The following is a 25,955-nucleotide window of genomic DNA, read 5'->3' on the forward strand; positions in this document are numbered from 1 at the left end:
TCTCAATGCGTCGGCATTATTTTGGCGGAAGCATCAGCCCTGGAGCATGACGCGATGTGAACTGCCCAGACTTCTGATCTCGCCCGCAGGTGGAAGATCGCTTTCCGTGCCGGAGAGCGCGTGGAGCTTCACGCGCCGCATCGCGCCGGGGGCCAGATGGAACCAATCGTCGTCGGCCCGATAGCCTTCGACGTCGATATGCACCGATTGCGCCAGCCGGTCTGTCCTGAGATCGACGAACCAATCGTCGCCGACCTTGCCGAGCGATGCCTCAATGCCCGCATCGTGAAGCGCTTTGCCGCGTCCTACGGGGAAGTGGAAGCTTTCAGCAAGAACGGCGCCGTCGGCGAGCGAGCGCAGTCGCGCCACGCCCACATCATGCGCCGGCGGGCCGAAGCGGAAGGCATAGGTCGTATCGAAGAAGGCGCCGAACAGCGCGGTGGCCGCAAAACGTTCCACGCTCCTTGCCGCCAGCGTGAAGCCGGTATTGCCGCTGACGACCTGCTGCTTGCCGTCGCGCAGGCAGAAGACTTCGAGCTCCACGTCGAGTGCGGCGTCCGTCTCGTTGACGACATGCACATCGAGGCCGTTGGTTCCCTCATCGGTAAAGACAGTCTGAACCGGCCGGAATGCGCGGCGCATCGCATACCAGACCGGCTTGGGCTCGCCGGTTGAATCGATCACCCCCCAGCCGGGGCCGGGCAACAGGTCCTGCAGCGTCCAGACGAGCGCGCCGCTGCAGCCGGAGCCCTTGCGCCGCCATTCGGCAAAGGTTTCCTCGAGTACCTCGCCGGTGACGGCGCGGGAGAGATCGAGATAATGTTCCGGATCCTCGCGGCGCAACCGGGCCGGATCGCAGCCGTAAAGCAGCTCCAGATAGAAGTCGCGAACGTCCTCGAAATCCCACGACGCGCTGCGGTCGCGCGGCACGCGCACCTTCCAGAGCGGGCTGTGGACGGCGGGCACGTCGAGATGACGATGCAGCGTCCTTTGCTGCGGCACATGCGCGAAGGCGAGGCTTTCGGAGGCAAACCGCACCTCGGCACGGCGGGCGTCGGCAATCGGCCGCATATAGGCGCCGACGCCGTAATAATGCGCGATACCGGCATTCGGCGAAAAAGGCATTGCGCCGCCATAGGGAGAATTCGGGACATAGGGCACGTCGGGACGCATGCGCGCGATGACGGCCGGGATGATCTCATCGGTGATCGGCCCGCTCCAGAATTCCATCGGCAGGCCGAGCATCGCCGCTTGCTGGTGGATCTCGCTGCCGCCGCAAAGCACCGCGAGCGAAGGCGAGGCCTGGACGCCGTGCAGGAATTCCTCGACCTCGGCATGCACGTGACCGAGAAAAGACTTGTCGTTGCGCGGATAGTCAAAATTGGCGAACATGAAGTCCTGCCATACGAGCAGGCCGAGCTCGTCGCAGAGCGCAAAGAAATCCGGCGTCTCATAGGCCATGGTGCCGCTGATGCGGATCATGTTCATGCCGGCGTCGGTGGCAAGACGCAGGAACGGCTCGTAGTCCGCCCGTCGGCCTGGCAAGCGCGCGATATCCGCCGTCGTCCACACCGCGCCGCGGCAAAAGACGCGCTCGCCATTGATGAGAATCGCGAAGTCGTCGCCGTCATCGCCGCGCTCGACCTCGATACGCCGGAAGCCGGTGCTGCCGAGCGAGTACTCGGCGCCGTCAGAAACCAGCGTCAGTTCGTAAAGACGTGGAGCGCCATGCGTGTGCGGCCACCAGGGCTCGATGTCGGCAAGCTTGAGGATAGCCGAGTAATGATTATCGCCAACCTTCTCGAACGGCTGTTCCATGCCACCGCAGTGCAGCAGCATCGAAGGGTTGTCGGCATTGTTGTGCAGGGAAACGCTCAGCCGGCCGACGCCACTCTCCTCCAGGACGGCGCGAATGGAGACATTGTCGATCGAGATGGGATTGCGGCGCAGCAGCGAAATCGGTCGCCACGGGCCGACCGCATGAATATCGGGGCACCAGCCCGGCATATGGCCGAGCAGCGTCGTGCGGAAATTTCTGAGGCCCACCGGGGTGATCATCTGCGGCCGCCAGCGCGCGCGCGGGCCGGGCTCCGACAGACGCGGGCCGAGCGCACGGAAACAAAGCGCCAGTTCGTCGCCGCCCGTAAGCGTCACCGGAATCTCGTGCGCCGTAAACATGCTTTCGGAAAAGAGGATTTCCTGGCCGTTCAGGAACACATGGCACAGCGTTGCAAGCCCCGCCAAACGCAGGATCGCTTCGCCGGGCTCAGAATCGAAGAGGCGGCAGAGATACCAGGCATCTTTCGTGTTCAGCGGTTCCGGATTTTCCCGGTCGAAGAGCCCGGCTCTTTCGAGTGCGGCGGCGACGGTGCCGGGAACGGGTGCAGGAATGAACCGCGCGGAGAGCGGAATGTCGTGCGGCACCGCACAGGCATCCGGTTCCGTCAGGACCAGGTTCCAGCCTTCGGAAAGCACGCTTTCCTCGGCTCCGATGCTTGCCAAACGCCCCCGCATGGTCTGATCTCCGGCCTCAGATTCGCTCTGCAAGCGATGCCATCATCAAATCCCATGCATCGGCGGCCGGATCAAGAGCTGCCTGCAGCGGCTCAAACTTCCGGCGGGCGACGGCGCGGGCGAGCTGGAACTGCACGGATTTCGCTGCGTCCGAAATGCGCCTGGCATGCTCGGCGGCCGTTGCGAATTCATCCGCGGAGAGCCACGCCAGGTGATCGGCCGCCAGTTCGAAATTGGCGCCGACCTGACGAAGCGTATTGAAGGCATATTTGTGAAAGAAGCCGAACGGCCGCTCGGCCACCGCTTCCACCTGTTGCGGAAAGACGGCGGCGAAAGCGCGGATCGGGTTCTGTCCTGGACGCCTGATGAAATGAACCCCGGCAAGCCGACGCGCGGTCGCGCGCAGATGTGCTTCGTCGGCGGGCTTTTCCGGGAATCGTGCAAATTCCGTATAAGGCAGGAACGGCGGGTTGTTCTCCGTCAGCTGCAGCTGGAACAGCCCGTCGAAATCCTCGCCTTCGAGGTGGAAATAGCCGGCATTGTGGAAATACTCGACACGCTTTGCCGCAACGTCCAGCCGGTTGATCGCAACCGTCGTCTTGCCGTGTTCCTGCCGGTAGGCGGTGCCGCGCGTGTCCGGCATGTAGAAGGAATCCATCTCGATCAGGCAGAGGCGGCCCCGCGCGATCTGCACCTCGACATGCCGCTCGACCCGGTCATAGATGGCAAGCTCGCTCGCGCGGATGCCGTAAAGCGTTTCGAGATCCTCGAGCGGCACCTTGAAGAAGGTGAACTGGTCGCCTTCGAAATCCTGCGCCAGGGTGAAACCGAGCATCGCCTCGGGTGCCGCCCCCGATGTCGCGAGCACTTCGATCCACAGGTCGACGTAGCAGTTGGTTTCCGGCCAGGCGCGCTCGCTGGAATGCAGCGCGTGCTGCCGGTAGCTTTCCGGGCTGATCCCCGGGAATACCGATGTCATCGAGTAGCTCAGCCCCACAGCGCTTTCCGCACATTGGCCGGCCATTCCTTCACGTCGAGCCCGTGATGGTGGAACAAGGCAAGCGCGATGCGCTCGAGCCCGAAGCCGACACAGGCCGTGTGTGCAACGCTGCCGTCTTCGAGGTTGAGGCCCCATTTCGCGCCGAAGGCATCCTGATGATAGTTGAAGCTCATGCAGGCGGTCGGATTGGCGGTCGAGGTGATCGGGATCAGCAGTTCGAACTTCAGGTTCTGGTCGCGCTGATTGTTGGCGAGCATCTTGCCGGCGCGGCCGAAGAACGGATCGTTGGCAATATCGATCGTCACGTCGAGGCCGACGGCCTTCATCATCTCGAGGCCGCGATCCATCCAGCGTTGGCGGAAATCGGTGACGTGCTGCTCGGTGCCCATGCAGACATATTCGCGCATACGGAACAGCTGCTGGCGGGCCGGGTCTTTCGACGGCTCGTGGCGGAAGCAATAGGATTGCAGGTCGAAGAGGCCGCCGGTCTTCGGCAGATTGCCGCGCTTGGCAACCGTCGGATAGAGCGGATAGCAGGCCGCCGGCGTCAGCACGATATCCGTCGCCTCTTGCCCCTTGGTCCAGTCCTCGCCGACTTCCATGCATTGCAGCAGGCTGACATGGTCAAGTTCGCTACCGCAGAAGCTGTGCACCGTGCCGGCCAGCTGCGGGAAGCTCTTCATGTAGCCGCTCTTTTCGAAGAAGGCGCGGTTCATGCCTGGAGGAAAGCGCATGGCCTCCGCACCGTCGCCGCCGCCGACCTTGTCGATGAGGCGCTCGAAGGCAGCGATCACCTCTTCGAACTGGCCGCTGCGGCCATAGAGTCCATCGATGCCCGTGTCGATCAGCAGGCCGGCTTCGAAAAGCCGGTCGAGAAACGAGGTCTGCATATCCATGACTGTTACCCCAGTAGGCTAGTGTCCTGCTTGTGGACAAGAAGCATGCTCGACGTATTGCCGAGGATGCGGTCGTTCGAGATCATGAGTTGTGCGGAATGCGCGTCGCGCAGATGGCGTCCGAGGCTGAAGGGCGTGCCGTTCTTGTAGCCCATGATGCCGCAGATCAGCATGGCATGGTTGACGATCTCCAGGATCGTCTCCGACGAGGCGATCTTGACGTTGTTCATCGCCACGGCAAAGCCCATCGACGACAGCCTGTCGGGATCGGCCTTGGCATGTTCATAGGCCTTCAGGCCGGCCACCACATTGGATTTCACCATCTGCAGCAGGTTCGAGACCTCGGCAAGGCGCAGGGCGCCGGGCGGCTGGGCATCGGGGGCCTTGCGGGCAGCAGCACGCACGAAGGCCTGGGCGCGAGCAACGGCGTCGACCGCAATCCCGTACCAGACGCCGCTCCACAGGAGGTGCGAGGAAGCGAGCATGGATTGCGCGGCGATTTCCGCGAAAGGCTTCGGCAGAATCTGATGCGCCGGCGCTTGCCCTTTGAAGAGGAAACCGTCGGAACAGGTGCCGCGCATGCCGAGCGTATTCCAGACATGCGTCTTTTCGAGCGTGTACTGATCCTTGAGAAAGGCCGTCAGCACCTGATCGGAGGAGGCGGCCTGGGCGTGGGCGCGCGAGGTGATGAGAATGGCGTCGGCATGCGAGCCGTAGGAAATGACGGTCGCATCCTTTTCGAGGCGGCAGATATCCCCATCGATTTCGACCGCGCAAATACTGTTGCGCAGGTTTCCGCCGATTCCGCCCTCGGTGGTGGCGGAGGCGATCAGCAGTTGCTCGGCAGCAATGCTGCGCATGAAATGGCAATGCCATTGGCTGTCGGCGCCGTGTTCGACAAGGCTCGACAGCTTGATGTGGTGCATGGCGAAGACCATGGCGCTCGCCGCGCAAGCCTGGCCGAGCATCGAGCACAATTCGGCGATCTCGGTGATCGAGGCCGATTCACCGCCGAGATGGTGCGGCACCTGGATGCCGAGCAGCCTCTCGGCCTTCATGGCATCCACGGCTTCCCGTGGGAAACGGCCCTCGGCGTCAACGGCATCGGCATGTTTGGCCGCGATTTCGGCGACGCGAGCCACCCTTGCGACAAGACCGTCCTGCATGATCTTGACGGGGAAATTCATCAGGCGACCTTCCGACCGTCCCGGATGAGATCGACCGTTTTAGCGATCGCCGAGATGCTCGCGAAGGATTTGCGGTTCAGGAGATTGTCGGGAAATTCGATGTCGAACGCCTCTTCAATGCCGAGCATCAGCTGCACCGAAGCGAAGGACGTCAGACCTGCTGCATAAAGATCGGCATCGTCGGCGATCTGGTCGATCGACGTCGGAAGCTTGCCGAATTTGGCTACGAGGTCGCGGATTGTCGTATTCATCCCATCACTCCAAGATTCTCATGATCCCGAACCGGCGTTCATCGCCTTGTCATGAGCGTTCTTTTAGTGCGGAAAACAGAACATTCCGCTAATTTGTTGGGTTAAATATGATTAGCACTCACAGTTAGGATTTTAGCGATCGGCCCGGCTGGAGTAAAAATAACAATTCTACATCAATAATTTAATAGAGTTTCGTCGACGAAACTTGCGGCACTCTCCGACGCGACGAGTACAGAAATGACACGCAAAGCGCCATTTTGCGTCAACCGGCGGGGGGATAGGAATGATCGCCGCCGCGATAGTCCGAGACGGAGTAACATCCGTCACCTGTTGCCCTGACAACGCTTTCGCTGATGACGGCCTTGCCGTGACCGCCCGGGATATCGAGGATATAGGCCGGCTGACAAAGCCCGGAAATCCGTCCGCGCAGCGCCGCGACGATCCGCTGCCCCTCGTCGATCGTCAATCTGAAATGGCCGGTGCCGGGCGCGAGATCCGGATGGTGCAGATAATAGGGTTTGACACGGATCTCAACGAAGGCCTTCATCAGTTCGGCGAGCACGTCGGGATCGTCATTGACGCCCTTCAGCAGTACCGACTGGCTGATCATGGCGATGCCGGCGTCGACCATGCGGGCGCAAGCCGCGCGCGCTTCGCTTGTCAGTTCCCTCGGATGGTTGGCATGCAGTGCCACATAGACCGTCTTGCCGCTTGCCTTCAGGGCATCGATCAGCGCCGCATCGATCTTTTCGGGATCGACCACGGGAATGCGGGTGTGGAAGCGCACGATCTTGACATGCGCGATTGCCGACAGCGCCTCCATGATGTCGCGGAGCCGGCGCGCGGAAAGTACCAGCGGATCGCCGCCGGTGAGGATGACTTCCCAGATCTCCTGGTGGCCGGCTATGTAATCGAAGGCTTTCTGCATCGCCGCCGCATCGAGCGTGCCGAGACCCTGCGGTCCCACCATTTCGCGCCGGAAGCAGAAACGGCAATAGACCGGGCAGATATGCACGGCTTTGAGCAATACGCGATCGGGATAGCGGTGAACGATGCCTTCGACGGGGCTGTGGACATGATCTCCGATCGGATCGGCGCGTTCCTCGGGCGCGACCGTCAGTTCGGCGGCGTCGGGCACGAATTGCCGTGCGATCGGATCATCGGGATCGCGGTCGATCAGCCTCGTGACGGCAGGCGTCAGCGCGATCGCGTAACGCGCGGCCACTTCGTCGAGCATTGCACGATCGCCGGGCAAGACCAGCCCTGCCTGCAGAAGATCATCGACGCTCTTGAGCGGTTTGACGACGTTCATCGCCCATACTCCGCAACCGGTGCCCAGAGCACCTGATCGATGCGCGAAGCGCCCGTCGCCAGCATGACCAGCCGGTCGAAACCGAGCGCAATGCCGCTTGCCTCGGGCATCGACGAAAGTGCCGCCAGGAAATCCTCGTCGATCGGGTAGGTCTCGCCATAGACCCGCATCTTCTCGGCCATCTCGATCTCGAACCGCCGCTTTTGTTCGGCGGCGTTGGTGAGCTCGCCGAAGCCGTTGGCGAGCTCGACGCCGCAGGCATAGAGTTCGAAACGCTCGGCAACACGCGGATCGCCGGCTGATGGGCGGGCAAGGGCCGCCTCCGAGACCGGATATTCGTCGAGGATGGTGATGCGGCCGAAGCCGAGATGCGGCTCGATTTTCTCGACAAGCACCCGGCTGAAGAGATCGGCCCAGCCGTCGTCTTCGGCCACACGCATGCCAGCGTGTCTGAGCTCGGCTGCCAGATGCTCACGATCGGTCGAACCGTCGGCGGCGACGGAGGCGAGAAGATCGATGCCGGCGTGGCGCTCGAACGCTTCGGCGACGCTCACCCGCTCCGGCCCCGCAAAGGGATCGCTCTCACGACCGCGATATACAAGCCTGTCAGTCTTCGCCGTCTCGGCCGCAAGCGCCAGAATGCGCACGCAATCCATCATCAGGCTCTCATAGCTTTCGCCGGCCCGATACCATTCGAGCATGGTGAATTCCGGGTGATGCAGCGGCCCGTGCTCGCGATTGCGGTAGACATGGGCAAAGCAGGAGATGCGTTGCTCACCGGCTGCGAGCAGCTTCTTGCAGGCGAATTCCGGCGAGGTGTGCAGATAAAGCGGCGCCCTCTGCCCGTCCGTCGTCACCGCTTCCGTCGCGAAGGCATGCAGGTGCGCCTCGTTGCCCGGCGAGATCTGCAGCACCGCGGTATCCACCTCGATGAAATCCTCGCGTGCGAAAAACCCGCGCAACGCCGCCTGGATCGCATTGCGCCCGATGAGGAACGGGCGGCGATCGGCATGCACGGACGGGGTCCACCAGGGGGACGCTTTGGCCGCAGAGTTCATTCCAAGCTTTCTTCGCCGGAGAAGCCGGTATGGGGTGGCTATTTCCCGGATTTTAGGTTAGTTGCGCCCCCAAAGAAAAACATTTGCGTCTTCGGGGCGTTTCGACAGTCCTCTACGACGCCGAAAGCCGAGTTACAAGGAAGTCTTATGGTCAAGGTCATCGCCTCTTCGGTCCGCAAGGGCAACGTTCTCGATGTCGACGGCAAGCTCTACGTCGTCCTCACTGCCCAGAACTTTCATCCGGGCAAGGGCACGCCGGTCACCCAGGTCGACATGCGCCGCATCGTCGACGGCGTGAAGGTCTCGGAGCGCTGGCGCACCACCGAACAGGTCGAGCGCGCCTTCGTCGAAGACGTCTCCTTCCAGTATCTCTATGAAGACGGCGAAGGCTTCCACTTCATGAACCCGGCGACCTACGACCAGGTCGTGGTCGACGTCGAAACCATGGGCGACCAGAAGGCCTTCCTTCAGGAAGGCATGTCCTGCATCCTGTCGATCCATGAAGGCATTCCGCTGGCGCTCGAATTGCCGCGCCACGTCACGCTCGAAATCACCGAGACCGAGCCGGTCGTCAAGGGCCAGACGGCGTCGTCTTCCTACAAGCCGGCCATGCTGTCGAACGGCGTGCGCACCATGGTGCCGCCGCACATCAATGCCGGCACCCGCGTCGTCATCGCGACCGAAGACAATTCCTACGTCGAGCGCGCCAAGGACTGATTCTGGTTGCATCTCGCGCAAAAGGCCGGCTCAGACCGGCCTTTTTTGTATCCGCGATATCAGAGATGCGGATTGCGCGGCCTGTACTTCTTCACCAGCTTCTGATTGATCTCGGCCGCCCCCGGCATGTTGGCGCTGAGATAGACCGGCGCATCGCCGGATTTGGAAAGCTCCGAGGCGACTTCGGCAAAGATCGCATTGATGACTGTGACCCCGACCGCCGTCGAGACCGGGCCGACCCGAAGTCCTGTGCCTGCGAGGTCGAGAACGGCATCACCCGGAGGCAGCCCGTTGTCGAGCACGATATCGGCGACTTCTGCGAGCCGCCGGCGGCCATTGGCGATCGCTGCGGAATAGGCGATCGAGGTGATGGCGATCACCTTGGCGCCGATTTCATGCGCATAGTCGGCGGCCTCGATCGGCGCGGCGTTCACGCCGGAATTCGAGGCAATGATAATAACGTCGCCCGGCTGCATGCCGTAGCGCTCCAGCATCGGCCGCACGAGGCCCTGGGTGCGTTCATAGACCGAGCTGATGACCGCTCCCTCGTGCAGCATTGCCGACCCGACAAGCACCGGCACGGTGAAGGCAAGCCCGCCGGCGCGGTAGTGCACCTCTTCCGCCAGCATGTGCGAATGGCCGGTGCCGAAGACATAAACGCGCTTGTCGCCGCGGGCGGCATCGAGGATGACCGACGCTGCCTGCGCCATCGGCTCGGCAAGTACCTGTTTCAGCGTCTCCAGTCGACCGATCAGATTGGAGAAATAGGCATCGGTGATATCAGTCATGCCACGTCTCCTTGATGTCAGGCCGCCTCGCCGGCGAGCCAGGTGGCGGTAACAGTCAGCTCATCGGTAAGATGGACGAGATCGGCGCGCGCGCCCGGCGAGAGATGGCCGCGATCGGCAAGTCTGAGGAAACGCGCGGGATAGAGGGTCGCCATGCGCAAGGCCTCGGCGAGCGTCAAGTCGAGATAAGCGACGCCGTAACGGATCGTCGAGATCATATCGACGTCGGAGCCGGCCAGCGTGCCGTCGGACAGCACCAGCTTCGAGCAGAAGCCGCCTTTTTCGCGCCGGACGGTGCGCCCGTTCAGCGTGAACGAATCCTTTTCCGATCCGACGAGCGACATCGCGTCGGTGACGAAGAACAGTTTGCCTTCGCCGCGTTTGGCGCGCAGCGCCGTGCGCAAAGCCTTCGGATCGACGTGATGGCCGTCGGCAATGATGCCGCACCAGGTCGAGGGATGATCGATCGCCGCGCCGACGAGGCCGGGGGCGCGATGTCCCATCTGGCTCATCGCGTTGAAGAGATGCGTGACGCCGCGCGCCCCGGCATCGAAACGTTCCTCCGCCGCCTCGCTCGAACAATCGGAATGGCCGATGCTGACGGTGACGCCGGCTTCGGCAAGTTCGCGCACCTGGGCAACCGTCACCTGTTCGGCGGCAATAGTGACGAGCAGCGTGCCGATCGCCTCACGCGCCCGGATGAAGGCCTTGACGTCGCGGTCCTCCACCGGCCGCATCAATTCGGCCAGGTGCGCGCCTTTGCGCGCCGGCGCCAGATGCGGGCCTTCGAGATGCAGGCCTGCGACGCCGCGGTTGCCTTTGACAGCCTCGATCGCGGCCTCGATCGCGGCAATGGAGGCCTCTGCCGTATCCGTGATCAGCGTCGGCAGCAGCGACGTCGTGCCGTAGGGCCGATGCCCGCCGGCGATGATCTCCATCGAGGCGACGGATGGTTCGTCGTTCAGCATCCGTCCGCCGCCGCCGTTGACCTGCGCATCGATGAAGCCGGCCGAAAGCACGCCGCCGGCAAGCGTCACCGTCTCGCCGTCCGGCAGATCGTTTGTCGCAACGATCGCTTCGACCCGGCCGTCGGCGACGATCAGCGCCTTGTCGTCGTGGAAGCGCTCGCCGTGGAAAATACGGGCGCCGATGAAGATCTTGCGGGCCATCAGACCGTCTCCGTCACCTTGAGCAGGTTTGCCGGCTTGTCCGGATCGAAGCCCTTGCGGCGCGTCACCGACTCGATCAGCCGGTAATAGACGAGCAGCGACACCAGCGGATCGACGAGACCGTTGCCCGTCGTCGGCACCCGCAGATTGAGGCCAGAGAGTGGCTGCGTGGAGAAACCGACAGTGGTGGCGCCGAGCTTCTGCAGGCGCTCCAGCGCCTGGCCGTTATTGGCGAAGGCCGCGTCGTCAGGCGCAAAGGCGACGATTGGAAAGCCCGGCTGCACCAGGCGCATCGGACCGTGCATCAGTTCCGCCAGCGAGAAAGCTTCGGCATGCAGGCCGGCAGTTTCCTTGGCCTTCAGCGCCGCTTCAAGCGCGATAGCGAAAGCCGGGCCGCGGCCGCCCGTATAGAGCGAGGTCGCATGGAAGAGCACTTCTTCGGCTGCCGCCGTATCGATCCCGGCGGTTGCCGAAAGCGCCTCCGGCAGCTTGGCGAGCGCTGTCTGCAGGTCGAACGCGCCGCCGATCGCAGCCGTCACGCCGGCAAGGGCGGCAACGGAAGCGATGAAGGACTTCGTTGCCGCAACGCTCTTTTCGGCGCCGGCATTCAGGCCGAGAACGATATCGGCCTGTTTCGCCAGCGGGCTGTCGGTGACGTTGACGACGGCGATCGTCGTCGCCCCGCCCTTCTTGGCCGCCTCCTGCAGCGCCACGATATCGGGGCTTGCACCCGATTGCGAGACGGTGAAATGCACGCCGCCCTTCAGATGGAGCGCGGCGCCGTAAACGGAAGCGATCGACGGACCGACGGACGCAACCGGAACGCCGCAGGTGATCTCGAAAAGATATTTGAAGAAGGTGGCGGCGTGATCCGAGGAACCGCGCGCCGCCGTCGTCACGACGCTCGGGCGGGCGGACGAAAACAGCCGGGCGATCTCGTCAAAGACCGGCTTTTCCTTTTCGAGAAGTGTGGCTACCACCTCCGGCGACTGGCCGGCTTCCTGCAGCATCAGCGACTGGTTCTCACTCATAGGTCATCTCCGATTCTCAATTCGGCAACGAAATCATAGGCATCGCCGCGATAGTGCGAGCGGGTGTATTCAACGACGCGCTGGTCTTCCAGGCGCGAGACGCGCTCGATCAGAAGCGCCGGCGCGCCTGATTTGACGTTCAGGATGGCGGCCGAGGACGGGTCGAGCGTGACCGCGGTCAGCCGCTGCAGCGCCCGCACCGGCCTGTGGCCGTTGGCCGCCAGCGCATCGTAAAGCGATCCTTCGCCGCCGGCATCGTCGCCCAGGAACTTGATCGGCACCACCGCGCGCTCGATCGCCAGCGGCAGGCCGTCGGCAAGACGCAAGCGGTCGAGCCGCAGAACCGACTCGTCGCCACCGAGGCCGAGCAGGAAGGATTCCTCCGGTGACGGCCTGTTGACCGACCGCGACAAGATCCGTGCGGCCGGCAGCCGCCCGCGCGAGCGCATGTCGGCGGAGAAGGAGGACAGCCGCCAGAGCGACTGTTCCATGCGCTCCACTCTGCTCGATACGAAAGTACCGCTTCCGTGCCGCGATTCCAGTACGCCCGACGCCATCAGATCGCGATAGGCGGTGCGCACGGTGACGCGGCCGAGCTTCAAGGCCTCGGCAAGGTCGCGCTCGCCCGGAAGCGCTGCGCCAGGCTTCAGCAGGCCTTCTTGCACAAGGCCGGTCAGGGCCTGCGCCAGCCGCTTGTAGAGCGGCCCGGTCAGCCCCGCGTCACGCAGGCCGCGGCTATTCAGTTCCCCTATCAGACTGGTTCTATCCATGGGCAGGTAATAGAACCTATTTAGAACCAATCGGCAAGACTCAATCGGATGTCGATAGAAAAAAGCCTCCCCGGCGAGTGTCCGGAGAGGGTTTCATAGCGCTCGAATTGACAGGCGTTCCTCCGGCGGACGCTCAGCTCTTGGTAAAGATATAATCCGTCTCCTGGCGCAGCACTTCGCCGGGGCGCAGCACCGCATTCGGGAAACCTTGGTGATTGATGGCATCCGGCCAGACCTGGGTTTCCAGGCAGAAGCCGGCGAAGGGGCCGTATTTGCGCCCACCGAGGCCGGGCGCCCCGGTATTCAGCTTGAAACCGGCATAGAACTGCACGCCCGGCTCGGTGCTGCGCACCTCAAGCGACATACCGGAATAAAGGCTGCGGGCGAGCGCGACGCTGCGCTTGGCGGTGCGTTCGGCTGACAGGCAGAAATTATGGTCGTACAGCACCTGCTCGCTGCCGACGAAACGCTTCATCGGCGTCATTTCGCGCAGGTCGAATTCCGTGCCGGCAACGGAACGAATCTCGCCGGTCGGCACCTGCCGCTCATCGGTCGGCAGATAGTGATCGGCGGCGATCATGATATCGTGGCCAAGCGCATCCTCGCGGCCGTCGAGATTGAAATAGGCGTGCTGGCAGACATTGGCGAGCGTCGGCTGATCACTGGTCGATTCGTAGGTAACCGACAGTTCGCCGTTGCCGTGCACCCAGAAGGTTGCCTGGATGGTGCAATTGCCGGGATAGCCGGCGCGGCCATCGGGATCGACGATCTTCAGCACCACGCGGTCGACGTCATGTTCGACGATCGTCCAGTTGCGTTTGGCGATATTGTCGCTGCCGCCATGCAGATGCGTGACGCCGTTTTCGTTCGGCTCGAGCTGATAGTCCTTGCCGTCGAGCGTGAATTTGCCGCCGCCGATCCGGTTGGCGCAGCGGCCCGGCGTCGCGCCGAAATAGGCCGAATAGAGCGGATAGCTGTCGAACTTCTCAAAGCCGAGCGAGAGCGGCGCGTCATGTCCGTCAAGGCGCAGATCCTGGATGACCGCGCCCCAGCTGATGATCTTGGCCGTCAGCCCGCCGCCCTTGATGACGACGCGATAGACCGTTTCGCCCGCCTTCGTCTGCCCGAAAACTTCCCGCTCCAACTTCTCCGACATGATCGACATCCGTTCCGTTCTATCCTTGGGGTTCAGGACCGGAACCTGCCCGCATTTGCTTCAATCCGCAACCGGTCGGAACAGAAAGAAATGCCGCGGCATCCGCTCATCCGCTCAGAGATCCATGCCGATCTCTTCAACGTCATAGGGCGTCGTCTGGTAGATTTCGTTGATCCAGTTGCCGAACAGGAGATGCGCGTGGCTGCGCCAGCGGTTCTGCGGCGCAAGCGCCGGATCGTTATGCGGGAAGTAATTGTGCGGCATCTTGATCGGCACGCCGGCGTCGACATCACGGAAATACTCGTCCGAGAGCGAGGTTGAATCATATTCGACATGATTGAACATGTAGAGTCGCCGGCCCCTTTTCTCATGCACGAGGCAGACGCCCATCTCGCTCGATTCCATCAGAATTTCCAGGCTGTCGGATTTCTCGATGTCGGCGCGCCGCACCTCCGTCCAGCGCGACACCGGCACTTCGAAATTATCGGAAAAGCCGTTGAGATAGATCGAGGAAGGCTTCAGGTTCCGGTGGCGGTAGACGCCGAAGGCCTTCTCCTTCAGCTCGTATTTCGGAACGCCGTGGAAATGATAGATCGCCGCCATGGCGCCCCAGCAGACGTTCATCGTCGAATGGACATTGGTTTCGGTCCAGTCGAGAATCTCCTGCATCTCTTTCCAATAGGTGACGTCTTCATAGGGCAGGAGTTCGATCGGCGCGCCGGTGATGATGAAGCCGTCGAATTTGCGCTGCTTTACCTCCTCCCAGGTCTGGTAGAAGGCAAGCAGGTGATCTTCGGAAGTATTCTTCGCCTTGTGCCCGCCGATGCGGATCAGCGACAGCTCCACCTGCAGCGGCGAGGCGCCGACCAGGCGGGCCATCTGCAGTTCGGTCTTGATCTTGTTGGGCATGAGATTGAGCAGCCCGATCTGCAACGGGCGGATGTCCTGTCGGATCGCCATCGTCTCGGTCATTACCCGTACACCCTCCTGGACGAGGGTTTCGAAAGCGGGCAGCGTATCGGGGATCTTGATGGGCATTGCGGTCACTCGATCAAAAATAAAAAACCGGCGGCGACAAAAAATCGCTACCGGTCCGCACGCGGCCCTTTAGCGACTTTTTTAACGTGGCTGCAAGCCGGCCGGCCAAATCACCACGGAATGCCTTAATTAGCCCCAGTTGCGCGACGAATCAACTGCCGAATGCATGCAGCGGCGACTCAGGCAAGCCTCATCACAGTTTAATGACTGATAGAATCTGTTGATAGACCGGTAACGCCACCATGCTAATAATGACAGTATGGGCGGTGTTGGAAAAGCGTGATGGCAGATAAGACCAAGGGGAGGCCGGGTATCCGCAGGCAGGATGGAGTAGGGTATGATTTCAGCCTGACTTATCGCCTCGGGGTGATGTTCTCAGCATTCTGGAATTCTGAAGTGCGTGGCAAGGTGCTGTTTCTGGCGACCGTGCTGATCCTCGTCATCCTGGCGACGTCTTATGGCCAGGTCATTCTCAATGAATGGAACGCCCCCTTCTACGATTCGCTCGAGCGCCGAGACCTCGGCGAATTTTTCCACCAGCTCGAAATCTTCGCGATGATCGCCGGCACGCTGCTGCTGCTCAACGTGCTGCAGGCTTGGCTCAATCAGATGACCGCGCTTTATATGCGCGAAGGCCTGTCGCGCGATCTCGTCGACCAGTGGCTGAAGCGCAAGCGGGCGCTGCGGCTCGCCTCCAGCGGTCTGATCGGCGTCAACCCGGATCAGCGGCTGCACGAGGACTCCCGCAATCTCGCCGAAAGCACGACGGGGCTCGTTCTCGGCCTGCTGCAGTCGACCATTCTTCTGGTGAGCTTCATCGGCGTGCTCTGGCAGCTTTCCAGTGGCTTCATCTTCCACATCAACGGCCACAGCTTCTCCATTCCGGGCTACATGGTCTGGGCCGCAATCTTTTACGCCGCCTCCGCCTCGGTGCTGAGCCAGGTCGTCGGCCGCAAACTGGTCAAGCTCAATGCCGACCGCTTCTCGAAAGAGGCCGAGCTTCGCTTCACGCTGATGCATGCCAATGAGAACATGCCGGCGATCACCGTCGCGCGCGGCGAGGAGAACGAGCGCCGGCGCATCAACACCGATATCAGCTCGGTGCTGAGGGTCGTCAAGCGGCTCGCCATGGCCAATACCAACCTCACCTGGGTTTCGGCCGGCTACGGCTGGCTGGTGATCGTTATCCCGATCATTGTCGCTGCGCCCGCCTATTTCTCCGGCGGCCTCACCCTCGGCCAGCTGATGATGTCGGTCGGCGCCTTCAACCAGGTCAACACCGCGCTGCGCTGGTATGTCGCCAATTTCGGCCCGATCGCCGAATGGCGCGCCACACTGATGCGCGTCACCGATTTCCGCCAGGCGCTGCTCGACATGGACGAGGACTACGACCTGAAGGACAGCATCGCCTATGAAAATACCGCACCCGACACGCTGACGCTGAAGGATGTAGTGATCAACGCCAAGATCGGTGAAGATATCGACGAATGCGGGGGTTTCCGCCTGCGCGAAACCGATGTCGTGATCAAGGCCGGCGAAAAAATCATGATCAACGGCGATCATAGCGTCAATCGCAAGCTGCTGTTCCAGGCCATGGCCGGCCTCTGGCCGTGCGGCAGCGGCACGATGGGTCTGCCGCCGGTCGACGATATGCTGTTCGTGCCGCAGATCGCCTATGTTCCGGGCGGCACGCTGCGCGAGGCGCTGGCCTTCCCCGAAAGCTCCGATGCTTACGAGAAAGCCGCCGTCGAGGCCGCCCTCGACAAGGCCGGTCTGCATTCGCTGATCACAAGGCTCGATACCCGCGCCCGCTGGGACAAGCTGCTCGACAGCGACGAACAGAAGGCGATCGGTTTCGCCCGCCTGTTGCTCGTACGTCCGCGCTGGATCATCTTCGACGAAGTGCTCGAGGGCATGGAGCCGGAGTGGCAAGCAACGATGGCAAAGCTGCTGACCTCCATGCCCGAAACCGGCATGATCTATATCGGCCGCTCCGAAGCCTATCTCGAGGTGCTGCAGCCGCGCGTCCTGCATCTGCAGGCGCTGCCGTCAAAATCCGAAGAGCCGCAGCCGCAGGTCGCCCAGACGGGCGCCAGTACGGGCGCCGCCGCCGTCCCTGCCCCGGCGCTTTAGCGCCGCTCCGGCCGTCCGGCCGGTACTCTGGTTACATGGATGACGCGAGCGGCTGAGTTGCGAAAGTCAGCCCTCCAGCTCTTCCCGCAGCATTTCGAGCTCCAGCCACTCCTCTTCCATCTTCGTGAGGCTGGCGCGCAGTTTCTCCATCTCGACGGCAAGCCGGTTGAAGGCAGCGGGATCACGCGTGAAGAGATTGGGATCAGCCATCACAACTTCGCGCTTGGCAATCTCGGCTTCGGCTTTCGCCATCTCCTTCGGCAGGGTTTCCAGCGCGAATTTCTGCTTGAAGGAGAGCTTGCCCTTCGCGCTTCCCGTGGCAGGCGCCGTCTCCTGGGTTTTCGGCCTCTCCGCCGTCTTCTCGGCCTTCTTACGCTCTTCAAGCGCGCCCTTGCGCTGGGCTAGCATATCCGAATAGCCGCCCGCATATTCGATCCAGCGGCCGTCTGGCGCATCCGGCACGGCGGGCGCGATCGTCGAGGTCACGGTGCGGTCGAGGAAATCGCGGTCGTGGCTGACGAGAATGACGGTGCCGGGAAAGCCGGCGACGATTTCCTGCAGGAGGTCGAGCGTCTCGATATCGAGATCGTTGGTCGGCTCGTCGAGGATCAGGAGGTTTGCAGGGCGTGACAGGATGCGGGCCAGCATCAGCCGGGCGCGCTCGCCGCCGGAGAGGCTCCTGATCGGCGTCCGCGCCTGTTCCGGCTGAAACAGGAACTCCTTCATGTAGCCAGTGACATGCCGTTGCTCGCCGTTGACGATCAGGTTTTCGCCGCGCCCGTCCGTCAGGTAGTTTGCAAGCGTATCCTCGGGATCGAGATCCTCGCGCTTCTGGTCGAGTGTCGCGATCTCCAGATTGGTGCCGAGCTTTATCGTGCCGCTATCCGGGGCAAGCAGCCCGGTCAGCATTTTCAGCAATGTCGTCTTGCCGGCGCCGTTTGGCCCAACCAAGCCAATGCAATCGCCGCGATGCACGCGGATGGAGAAGGGCGTGACGATGGCCCGCTCGCCGAAACTCTTGGTGATCTTGTCGGCCTCGATCACCAGCTTGCCGGATTCCTGGGCATCTGAAACCGTCGCCTGCACCGTGCCCTGCGGTCCCTTATGGCCGCGATACTGCGAACGCATCGTCTGCAGTTCGCCGAGGCGGCGCATATTGCGCTTGCGCCGCGCCGTGACGCCGTAGCGCAGCCAGTGTTCCTCGCGCTCGATCGCCTTGCCGAGCTTGTGCTGTTCCAGCTCCTCGGCCTCCAGGACCTGGTCGCGCCAGGCTTCGAAATGCGCAAACCCCCTGTCGAGGCGGCGCGAGCTGCCGCGGTCGAGCCAGACGGTTGCGGTCGAAACCTTTTCGAGGAATCGCCGGTCGTGCGAGATCAGAACCAGCGCGCTGCGCGTCTTCTGCAGTTCGCCTTCCAGCCATTCGATCGTCGGCAGATCGAGGTGGTTGGTCGGCTCGTCAAGCAGGAGAATGTCAGGTTCCGGCGCCAGGACGCGGGCAAGGGCGGCACGGCGCGATTCGCCGCCGGAAAGGGTGTTCGGGTCTTCCTCGCCGGTCAGTCCGAGATGCGACAGCAGATAGGTGACGCGATAGGGGTCGTCGCCCGGCCCAAGCCCGGCTTCCGCATAGGCCTGCACCGTGCCGAAGCCGGCAAAATCCGGCGCCTGTTCGAGGTAACGCACCGTCGAAGAGGGGTGGCGGAAGACCTCGCCGGACTGCGCCTCGACTAGGCCGGCGGCAATCTTCAGCAGCGTCGATTTTCCCGAGCCGTTGCGGCCGACGAGACAGATCTTGTCGCCGGGCTCAACCTGCAGCGAAGCGCCCGCCAGAAGCGGCGCGCCGCCGAAGCTCAGGAAGATATCGTCGAGTTTCAGAATGGGAGGGGCCAAAAATCAGACTCCGGAAAGATCATAAGGTCGGGCAAGCACGATCGCCCGGCCGCTGCTGAGCGAAAAACGAACCTTGCCTTCCGCCACGTTGGAAATGGTGCGCGACGAGCCGAAAGGCAGGTGGAAATCTGTGAGCGGATAACGCGCATTTTCAATCGAAAGGCCGGTCAGCGGGCCGAATCCGGGAACGGAAAACAGGCTGCCTTTGGGAAGATCGAGTTCGATCGTGCCGGCAATCAGCGGCACTGCCTCCTCCTTGCCCGAAGTCAGCAGCACATCGAAACCCGCCTCCGCCAGGCCGACAGCCGACAGCAAATGCTGAAGGGCATGATCGGAGCGTTCGCCGCCGAGCGCGCCAGCGAGGATCAGCCGCCGTGCACCGCGGGCGATCGCTTCCGATACCGCGATTTCGCCATCCGTTGCCGCCTTCGCTACGGGATAGGGCTGTTTCGGCACATCGGGAAACGCCTCTTCGAGATCGGCCGGCGTCGAATCGAAATCGCCGACCCAGAGCTCCGGCGTCACGCCGAGTGCGGCCGCATACCGCATGCCGCCATCGGCTGCGATGAAGCGGCTGCCGCCGATCGCACGGCGCAGACGCTCCGTCAGGCTGAGTTCGCCGCCGAGCAGAATGGTGAAGGTGGATTGGCTCATGGGCATTGCCCTTAGCGCAAACGGGGGGTCGAGGGGAAGGGCCGAAGGATCGGCGGATCACCTCAACCCGGCGTATCCTTGTCACGCGATAAGAAGATCGCCTCGTAACCGCCGATAAAGCGATCGAACAGCGTCGCGAAACGTTCGACATCCTCTTCAGGCCACTCGGAGACGATCTGAGAAATGATTGCGAATTTCTGCGCGCGGATCTCCGCAAGCAGGGCCTCGCCCGCCGCCGTCATGACGACGACGATCCGCCGCGCATCGGCCTGCGACGCCTCGCGGCGCAGCACGTTGCGTCCGACCATGTCGGCGACCACCCGGCTTGCCCGTGAGGGATCGATGCGCAGCATCTCCGCGATCAGGCCGACCGTGACCTCGCCGGCAGGCTGCGCCCTGCGCACGGCATCGAGCACATCGAGATGCGAAAGCTCGAGGCCCGGTGCGGCGCTTTGGATCGCCAACCGGCCGATCAGCCGCCGCCCTGTCATCAGCCGCATGCGCGCCATGCTCCGGCCGATGAGAGGCACTTTGTCGTCGTCCGGCTCGGCCGGACTGTTGGACAGGATGCTGGTCAGAGTTTCATTCATGACGGCACCATAACAGAGCGGAAGCGGAAACTGAATATGCCGACGTCAATAATGTGCTATTGACAATTATATGCTAACAGCACATAAAAAGCCGACCAATCGGAACGACGCTCCATGGACATGCAACTCGCGCCTGCGCCGCTGGTGACGGACCCTCGTCGCCGGCTTATCCTCTTCTTCTTCCTGATGACCGCCATGTTCATGGCGACGCTGGATAATCAGATCGTTTCCACGGCACTGCCGACGATCGTCGGCGAATTCGGCCATCTCGAACGTTTCGGCTGGATCGGCTCGGCCTATCTTCTGGCGCTCAGCGCCGTCATGCCGCTCTACGGCAAGCTCGGCGATCTCTTCGGTCGCAAATATGTGATGATGACGGCGATCGCAATTTTCACCGTCGGCTCCGCGGTCTGCGGCCTCGCCGTCTCGATGGATACGCTGATCGCCGCGCGCGTGCTGCAGGGCCTCGGCGGCGGCGGCATCATGGTATCGATCTTTGCCGTCAACGCCGATCTGTTCGAGCCGCGCGAGCGGGCGCGCTATCAGAGCTATTCCAGCCTGGTGCTAATGGCGTCGGGCGCGATCGGACCAGTGCTCGGCGGCACGATGAGCGACTTCTTCGGCTGGCGCTCGATCTTCCTCGTCAACGTGCCGATCGGCGTCATCGCGCTGACCGGCCTCGCCTTCATGCTGCCTTACCGCAAACCGCATCGCCGCCCCAAGATCGACTATGCCGGTGCGCTGCTGCTTGCGCTGACGGCGACGAGCATCGTGCTCGCCACCGATAGCAGCGAACTGTTCGGCGCATTGATCTCGCCTGAGAGCATTGGCGTCGTCGCCTTCGGCGTCGCTTCCGCCGTCGCCTGGGTTTTCGTCGAGCGCCGCGCATTGGAGCCGATCGTGCCGCTGCAGCTCTTTCGCAATTCGACCTTCAGCCTCTTGCTGATCATCTCGATCATGGGCGGCGCCATCGCCATCGGAATGGTCAACTATCTCGCTCTTTTCCTGCAGACGACGACGGGTCTTTCGCCCTCCGCCGCCGGCCTTCTGTTCATCCTTCTCACGGGCGGTCTCGTGTGCGGATCGCTGTCGGCAGGCCGCATCATTTCCAGAACGGGACGTTACAAACCCTTCGCCATCGCCAGTTTCACCTGTAGCGCCGTCGCATTCGCGCTGATGTCGCAGATCCACGCCGGAACGCCGATCGCCTTCATCGGCGCGATTATGCTGCTGCACGGAATCGGCATCGGCCTTGCCCAGCAGGTTCCCGTTATCGGCGTGCAGAATGCCGCGCCGGCCCGCGACGTCGGCGCCGCGACCGGCTCGGTGACGCTCTCGCGCATGGGCGGCGCCTCGATCGCCATTTCCATCTACGGCGCCATCATCGCCTCCGGTCTCGGCAAGGCCGGCGTTCCCATTGCCGGTGTTGCCGATATCGAACAGCTGACGCCGAAGATGATGGCCGCCCTTCCCGAAGCTAGCCGCCAAGCCGTCGCCGATCTCTATGCCGCCGCCTTCTCGCCGCTCTTCATGACTTCCTGCGCCATTGCCCTGATCGGTCTTGCCGCCGCCGTGATGCTGAAGCCGGTGCAGCTGCCACGCGCCGGCGAGACGAAGCAACTGCAACCGGCAACGGCGGAAGCGGCGGAATAGCCCAATGGCAAGACCGGAATGCCTCACATCAGGCGTTCCCTCCTCCAAATCACGATCAAGAGTTGTGATTTTCCCGCGCGGCTGCTGTTTCCACGGCGATTGCCTCAATCAGCCCGTTCTTTTTCCGTGCCGCCGACAAATCTGCGCCGCGTGACGGAACTTTCGCCATAATTTCATCCGAGCGAAGGGAGGCCTCAAGGCTGAGGCATTGCCAAAATGCAACGGCGCCACAATTAAACAGAGTCTCGCTATGCAACCGATGCGTAAATCAGCTACAGCAATGACTTGTATCGGCCTATCGTGCAGCGCGAGATCAGGGGTGCACACCTGTTGAGTTCCCCTTGCCAAGGCCGGTCCCGATTTGCGGCAAACCGGCAAAGCAGCGACATGATGCGGAGAACCAGACTGGACAGCTTGACGACGTGGAAATCACCCGCGCTTTCCAGTGATGCCATCTCCGCGCCGCGCCGTTTCGCGCGTCGCCTGATGTTGCTTTCAGCCATCGCAGTGACGCTGAACGGGTGTCAATCGCTGATCGAACAATCCTATCAGCCGAGCATCTCGCCGTCTTCCAATCCGCAGATCGTTGACGAGGTGCAGAAGAACGACCCGCGTGCGGCGATGGGCGCCCGCGAACATCCGCGCATCGTGGCAAGCTACGGCGGCGAATATAAGGATGCCAAGACCGAGCGTCTCGTCGCCCGCATCGCCGGCGCGCTGACGGCGGTGTCGGAAAATCCGAGCCAGTCCTACCGCATCACGATCTTGAACTCGCCGGCCATCAACGCCTTTGCACTGCCGGGCGGTTACCTCTACGTTACCCGCGGCCTGCTCGCCCTTGCCAATGACGCCTCGGAGGTCGCCGCCGTGCTGTCGCATGAGATGGGCCACGTGACGGCGAACCACGGCATCGAGCGGCAGAAGCGCGAAGAGGCGGAGGTCATCGCCAGCCGTGTCGTCGCCGAAGTCCTTTCCAGCGATATTGCCGGCAAACAGGCGCTGGCCCGCGGCAAGCTGCGGCTCGCCGCCTTTTCCCGCCAGCAGGAGCTGCAGGCCGATGTCATCGGCGTGCGCATGCTTGGCGAAGCCGGCTACGATCCCTATGCGGCCGCCCGCTTCCTCGATTCCATGGCGGCCTACAGCCGCTTCATGTCGGTCGATCCGGAAGCCGACCAGAGCCTCGACTTCCTGTCGAGCCACCCGAATTCCGCCCAGCGCATCGAGCTTGCCCGCACCCATGCGCGGGCCTTCGGCCAGGAAGGTTCGGTCGGCGACAAGGGCCGCGATTATTATCTGGACGGCATAGACGGCCTACTCTACGGCGACAGCCCGGAAGAAGGCTATGTGCGCGGTCAGACCTTCCTGCACGGCGGTCTCGGCATCCGCTTCGACGTGCCGCCGGACTTTCACATCGATAACAAGGTCGAGGCGGTGATGGCCACCGGCCCGAGCGACATCGCCGTTCGTTTCGATGGCGTCGCCGACAACCAGAACCAGAGCCTTACCAATTATATCTCCAGCGGCTGGGTGACTGGTCTCGATCCGTCGACCATCCAGCAGATCACCGTCAACGGCATGGAAGCTGCCACCGCACGCGCCAGCGCCGACCGCTGGGATTTCGATGTCACCGTGATCCGTAACAATGCGCAGATCTTCCGTTTCCTCACCGCGGTGCCGAAAGGCAGCGCGGCCCTGGAGCCGACGGCCAATGTTCTGCGGGCGAGTTTCCGGCGCATGACGCCGGCGGAGGCGGCCTCGCTGAAGCCGTTGCGCATCCGTGTCGTCACGGTGCGGCCGGGCGAGAACATCTCGACGCTCGCCGCCCGCATGATGGGCACCGATCGCAAGCTCGATCTCTTCAAGCTCATCAACGCCCTGCCCATGGGCGCGGCCGTTTCACCCGGCGATCGCGTCAAGATCATTGCCGAGTAAAAAAAGCCCGGCTTGCGCCGGGCCAGTCTGTGCTGCTGGAGGGGAACGAGGTTTACGGCGCGCGTCCTTTCAGACGCGCAAAGGATGCTCTAAGCACTGTCGGACTAAGCGTAGGCCGCCATATGCGGGTCGGCGCTGACCAACGCACTGCGAAGCTTTTCCATCGCCCGGCTTTCGATCTGGCGCACGCGCTCCTTGGAAATGCCGAGATCGGCGCCGAGTTCTTCGAGCGTGGCGCCATCTTCGGCTAGTCGCCGGGCGCTGATGATCTTCATCTCGCGTTCGTTGAGATGTTTCAGCGCCGAGGCGAGCCAGACGCGGCGGCGCTCGCCGTCGATCATGTTGGAAACCTGTTCGTCCGGCAACGGGTCGTCGCTGACGAGGAAATCCATCTTCTCCGCGCTCTCGGCATCGCCGGAGACCGAGGGCGCCTGCAGCGAAGCGTCGTTGCCGGAAAGTCTGGCATCCATGGTCTGAACGTCGGCAAGGCTGACGCCGAGGGCGGCGGCGATTTCCTGATGAATGGATTGCAGGGTCAGTTGCGTGTCGCCCTTGGCGAGCTTGGCGCGCAGGCGACGCAGATTGAAGAACAGCGCCTTCTGTGCCGAACTCGTGCCGCCGCGCACGATCGACCAATTGCGCAGGATATAGTCCTGGATCGAGGCCCGGATCCACCAGCTGGCATAGGTCGAAAAGCGCACATCACGTTCCGGTTCGAAACGCGCGGCGGCCTCAAGCAGGCCGACATAGCCCTCCTGCACGAGGTCGCTCATCGGCAGACCGAAATTGCGGAACTTGCCGGCCATTGAGATCACCAGGCGCATATGCGCCATGGCGATTTGGTTGCGCGCACCGCGATCGTCGTGATCTTTCCAGCGGGTGGCGAGGTCGTGCTCTTCCTGGCGGGCGAGATAGGGGGCGGCCATCGCGATTTTGATCATGCGCCGATCTGCAGACATGTTCTTCATTTCGATCTCCCAAAACAGGCCTTCGCCCTCAAAATGAACAATAAAACTCACCTTCCGGAACATCGCTGTCCGGACTGAATGGGGTTGCGAGTGCATGAAGGCCTCACCCCTGGACTTTTCAGGGGGAGGCCCTAATTCTCATCATGTGCCGCTAAGACGGCCGGGCCGGACCTGTTTCTTCACGTTGCCGGATGGGCGATAATGAAAAGGCATGATCCGCTCCTCACCGAACATTGACGGAATGGCAGTTCGCCCGACGAGCCAGCGCCCGACGAGCAGTCCGCAATTACGTGTGATAAACGCGGCAGCGGGGAAAAAGTTCCAATAAAAAACCCGGCACGAAGGCCGGGTTTTTTCATAGGAAAAACAGCTCGCCTTATGCGGCTTCGTCCTGCGAATCGTCTTCCTCGATGGCCTTGCCGCGCTTCGGACCCTTGTTGAGGTTGGTCTCGACGAGGCGGACAGCCTCGGTTTCCGACATCTTGTTGACAGCGGCGATTTCGCGCGCCATGCGGTCGAGCGCAGCCTCGTAGAGTTGGCGTTCGGAATAGGACTGCTCTGGCTGGTTCTCCGCACGATAAAGATCACGCACGACTTCAGCGATGGAAATCAGATCGCCGGAATTGATCTTGGCATCATACTCCTGGGCACGCCGGGACCACATGGTGCGCTTGACGCGCGCCTTGCCCTGCACAACCTTCAATGCACGATCGACGAAATCCGTTTCCGAAAGCTTGCGCATGCCGATGCTCATCGCCTTCGCGACCGGAACCTTCAGGCGCATCTTGTCCTTCTCGAAATCGATAACGAAAAGTTCGAGCTTCATGCCGGCAACTTCTTGCTCTTCAATAGCCGTGATGGTACCGACGCCGTGAGCGGGGTAGACGATCGATTCACCGGTCTTGAAGCCGTGACGTGCTGTAGAAGGTTTTTTCTGCTGAGTCGTCATTCTATTCAAAAACTCCCTGTTACGCATCCGGCGGCGGCCGGAGCCGGGTCAGTCAGGCCCGGTTGAGACGGTTGCATCCGTCGGGTGACTTCACTCTGGTCCCATCAGGCAAAAGCAAAGACTTCTTGCGCGCGATCTGGGGGACCCGGCGCTCAAAGCGTTGATATGTCACGGAAACCGCGTACGGATTGGTTTTGCTTTCGTGATGGTTTTGGGCATGCGTCATGCCACAAATGGAACAGTAGGCGAAACCTATCATAAAAATATGAGGAAATCAATAATTTGGTTCGCCTGAGTCATGC

Annotated in this window: 22 protein-coding genes and 1 riboswitch; of the genes, 4 read left to right on the top strand and 18 right to left on the bottom strand. The window is 62.2% G+C overall.

The features are described from left to right. Positions 1–33: 33 nt before the first annotated feature. The 7 genes from MHI61_RS24295 to epmA all read right to left on the bottom strand — a co-directional run bounded on the left by MHI61_RS24295 (position 34) and on the right by epmA (position 8,218). Entirely contained in the window at positions 34–2,514 is a 2,481-nt protein-coding gene (locus tag MHI61_RS24295; RefSeq protein ID WP_239790892.1) for a glycoside hydrolase family 2 protein, read from the bottom strand. Between the two features lie 16 nt (positions 2,515–2,530). Continuing rightward, complete coding sequence (locus MHI61_RS24300; RefSeq protein ID WP_239790893.1) at positions 2,531–3,493, bottom strand: DUF1839 family protein; 963 nt, start codon at positions 3,491–3,493, stop codon at positions 2,531–2,533. 8 nt (positions 3,494–3,501) lie between these two features. Next, positions 3,502–4,410: an amino acid--[acyl-carrier-protein] ligase gene (locus tag MHI61_RS24305; RefSeq protein WP_239790894.1), complete on the bottom strand. Its 909-nt coding sequence runs from the start codon at positions 4,408–4,410 to the stop codon at positions 3,502–3,504. A 5-nt stretch (positions 4,411–4,415) separates the two neighbouring features. Beyond that, positions 4,416–5,597 (bottom strand): acyl-CoA dehydrogenase family protein, encoded by a 1,182-nt coding sequence (locus tag MHI61_RS24310; protein ID WP_239790895.1) that lies wholly within the window; start codon positions 5,595–5,597, stop codon positions 4,416–4,418. Next, complete coding sequence (locus MHI61_RS24315) at positions 5,597–5,848, bottom strand: acyl carrier protein (protein ID WP_010031713.1); 252 nt, start codon at positions 5,846–5,848, stop codon at positions 5,597–5,599. The genes MHI61_RS24310 and MHI61_RS24315 overlap by 1 nt, the downstream gene beginning before the upstream one ends. A gap of 262 nt (positions 5,849–6,110) precedes the next feature. Further along, entirely contained in the window at positions 6,111–7,160 is a 1,050-nt protein-coding gene (locus MHI61_RS24320) for a lysine-2,3-aminomutase-like protein (protein WP_239790896.1), read from the bottom strand. Beyond that, positions 7,157–8,218, bottom strand: coding sequence for an EF-P lysine aminoacylase EpmA (gene epmA, locus MHI61_RS24325; protein WP_239790897.1), 1,062 nt, complete (start codon positions 8,216–8,218; stop codon positions 7,157–7,159). Before epmA ends, MHI61_RS24320 begins: the two co-directional genes overlap by 4 nt. Positions 8,219–8,365: 147 nt before the next feature. Here epmA and efp point away from each other — a divergent pair, with 147 nt between their 5' ends. After that, positions 8,366–8,935: an elongation factor P gene (efp, locus tag MHI61_RS24330; protein ID WP_010031711.1), complete on the top strand. Its 570-nt coding sequence runs from the start codon at positions 8,366–8,368 to the stop codon at positions 8,933–8,935. 59 nt (positions 8,936–8,994) lie between these two features. Here efp and MHI61_RS24335 read toward each other — a convergent pair whose 3' ends face one another. The 6 genes from MHI61_RS24335 to metA form a co-directional block, all read right to left on the bottom strand. Then, on the bottom strand, positions 8,995–9,723 hold the full coding sequence (locus tag MHI61_RS24335; RefSeq protein WP_097605852.1) for an SIS domain-containing protein: 729 nt from the start codon (positions 9,721–9,723) through the stop codon (positions 8,995–8,997). Between the two features lie 17 nt (positions 9,724–9,740). Next, positions 9,741–10,892, bottom strand: a complete 1,152-nt coding sequence (nagA, locus tag MHI61_RS24340; protein ID WP_239790898.1) for an N-acetylglucosamine-6-phosphate deacetylase — start codon at positions 10,890–10,892, stop codon at positions 9,741–9,743. Beyond that, positions 10,892–11,923, bottom strand: coding sequence for an SIS domain-containing protein (locus MHI61_RS24345; protein WP_239790899.1), 1,032 nt, complete (start codon positions 11,921–11,923; stop codon positions 10,892–10,894). Before MHI61_RS24345 ends, nagA begins: the two co-directional genes overlap by 1 nt. Further along, a complete protein-coding gene (locus MHI61_RS24350; RefSeq protein ID WP_239790900.1) occupies positions 11,920–12,693 on the bottom strand; it encodes a GntR family transcriptional regulator in 774 nt (257 codons plus the stop codon). Before MHI61_RS24350 ends, MHI61_RS24345 begins: the two co-directional genes overlap by 4 nt. 133 nt (positions 12,694–12,826) lie before the next feature. Beyond that, on the bottom strand, positions 12,827–13,849 hold the full coding sequence (locus MHI61_RS24355) for an aldose epimerase family protein (RefSeq protein ID WP_239790901.1): 1,023 nt from the start codon (positions 13,847–13,849) through the stop codon (positions 12,827–12,829). Positions 13,850–13,963: 114 nt separating this feature from the next. Next, entirely contained in the window at positions 13,964–14,887 is a 924-nt protein-coding gene (metA, locus tag MHI61_RS24360) for a homoserine O-succinyltransferase (protein ID WP_004674197.1), read from the bottom strand. A 49-nt stretch (positions 14,888–14,936) separates the two neighbouring features. Next, a riboswitch (SAM riboswitch) is annotated at positions 14,937–15,014 on the bottom strand. 155 nt (positions 15,015–15,169) lie between these two features. Here metA and MHI61_RS24365 point away from each other — a divergent pair. Beyond that, complete coding sequence (locus MHI61_RS24365; RefSeq protein ID WP_239790902.1) at positions 15,170–17,020, top strand: ABC transporter ATP-binding protein/permease; 1,851 nt, start codon at positions 15,170–15,172, stop codon at positions 17,018–17,020. Between the two features lie 66 nt (positions 17,021–17,086). Here the strand turns inward: MHI61_RS24365 and MHI61_RS24370 are convergent, their stop codons facing one another. From MHI61_RS24370 to MHI61_RS24380, 3 genes are read right to left on the bottom strand one after another with little or no spacing between them, the layout of a single operon-like run. Beyond that, entirely contained in the window at positions 17,087–18,907 is a 1,821-nt protein-coding gene (locus MHI61_RS24370) for an ABC-F family ATP-binding cassette domain-containing protein (RefSeq protein WP_239790903.1), read from the bottom strand. Positions 18,908–18,910: 3 nt separating this feature from the next. After that, positions 18,911–19,567 carry a thiamine diphosphokinase gene (locus tag MHI61_RS24375; protein WP_239790904.1) on the bottom strand — a complete coding sequence of 219 codons (657 nt, stop codon included), beginning with the start codon at positions 19,565–19,567 and terminating at the stop codon, positions 18,911–18,913. Positions 19,568–19,623: 56 nt separating this feature from the next. After that, on the bottom strand, positions 19,624–20,151 hold the full coding sequence (locus MHI61_RS24380; RefSeq protein ID WP_239790905.1) for a MarR family winged helix-turn-helix transcriptional regulator: 528 nt from the start codon (positions 20,149–20,151) through the stop codon (positions 19,624–19,626). A 114-nt stretch (positions 20,152–20,265) separates the two neighbouring features. On the opposite strand from MHI61_RS24380, the gene MHI61_RS24385 reads away from it, so the two are divergent. After that, positions 20,266–21,804 (top strand): MDR family MFS transporter, encoded by a 1,539-nt coding sequence (locus MHI61_RS24385; protein WP_239790906.1) that lies wholly within the window; start codon positions 20,266–20,268, stop codon positions 21,802–21,804. Between the two features lie 387 nt (positions 21,805–22,191). Next, positions 22,192–23,736, top strand: a complete 1,545-nt coding sequence (locus MHI61_RS24390; RefSeq protein ID WP_239790907.1) for a M48 family metalloprotease — start codon at positions 22,192–22,194, stop codon at positions 23,734–23,736. Positions 23,737–23,840: 104 nt separating this feature from the next. Here MHI61_RS24390 and MHI61_RS24395 read toward each other — a convergent pair whose 3' ends face one another. Both MHI61_RS24395 and MHI61_RS24400 read right to left on the bottom strand, forming a co-directional pair. Then, positions 23,841–24,704: an RNA polymerase factor sigma-32 gene (locus MHI61_RS24395; protein ID WP_018244054.1), complete on the bottom strand. Its 864-nt coding sequence runs from the start codon at positions 24,702–24,704 to the stop codon at positions 23,841–23,843. A gap of 376 nt (positions 24,705–25,080) precedes the next feature. Then, positions 25,081–25,653: a CarD family transcriptional regulator gene (locus MHI61_RS24400; RefSeq protein ID WP_011427211.1), complete on the bottom strand. Its 573-nt coding sequence runs from the start codon at positions 25,651–25,653 to the stop codon at positions 25,081–25,083. Positions 25,654–25,955: the final 302 nt, after the last annotated feature.

Source organism: Rhizobium sp. K102 (genome assembly GCF_022385315.1).
Classification (GTDB): Bacteria; Pseudomonadota; Alphaproteobacteria; order Rhizobiales; family Rhizobiaceae; genus Rhizobium; species Rhizobium croatiense.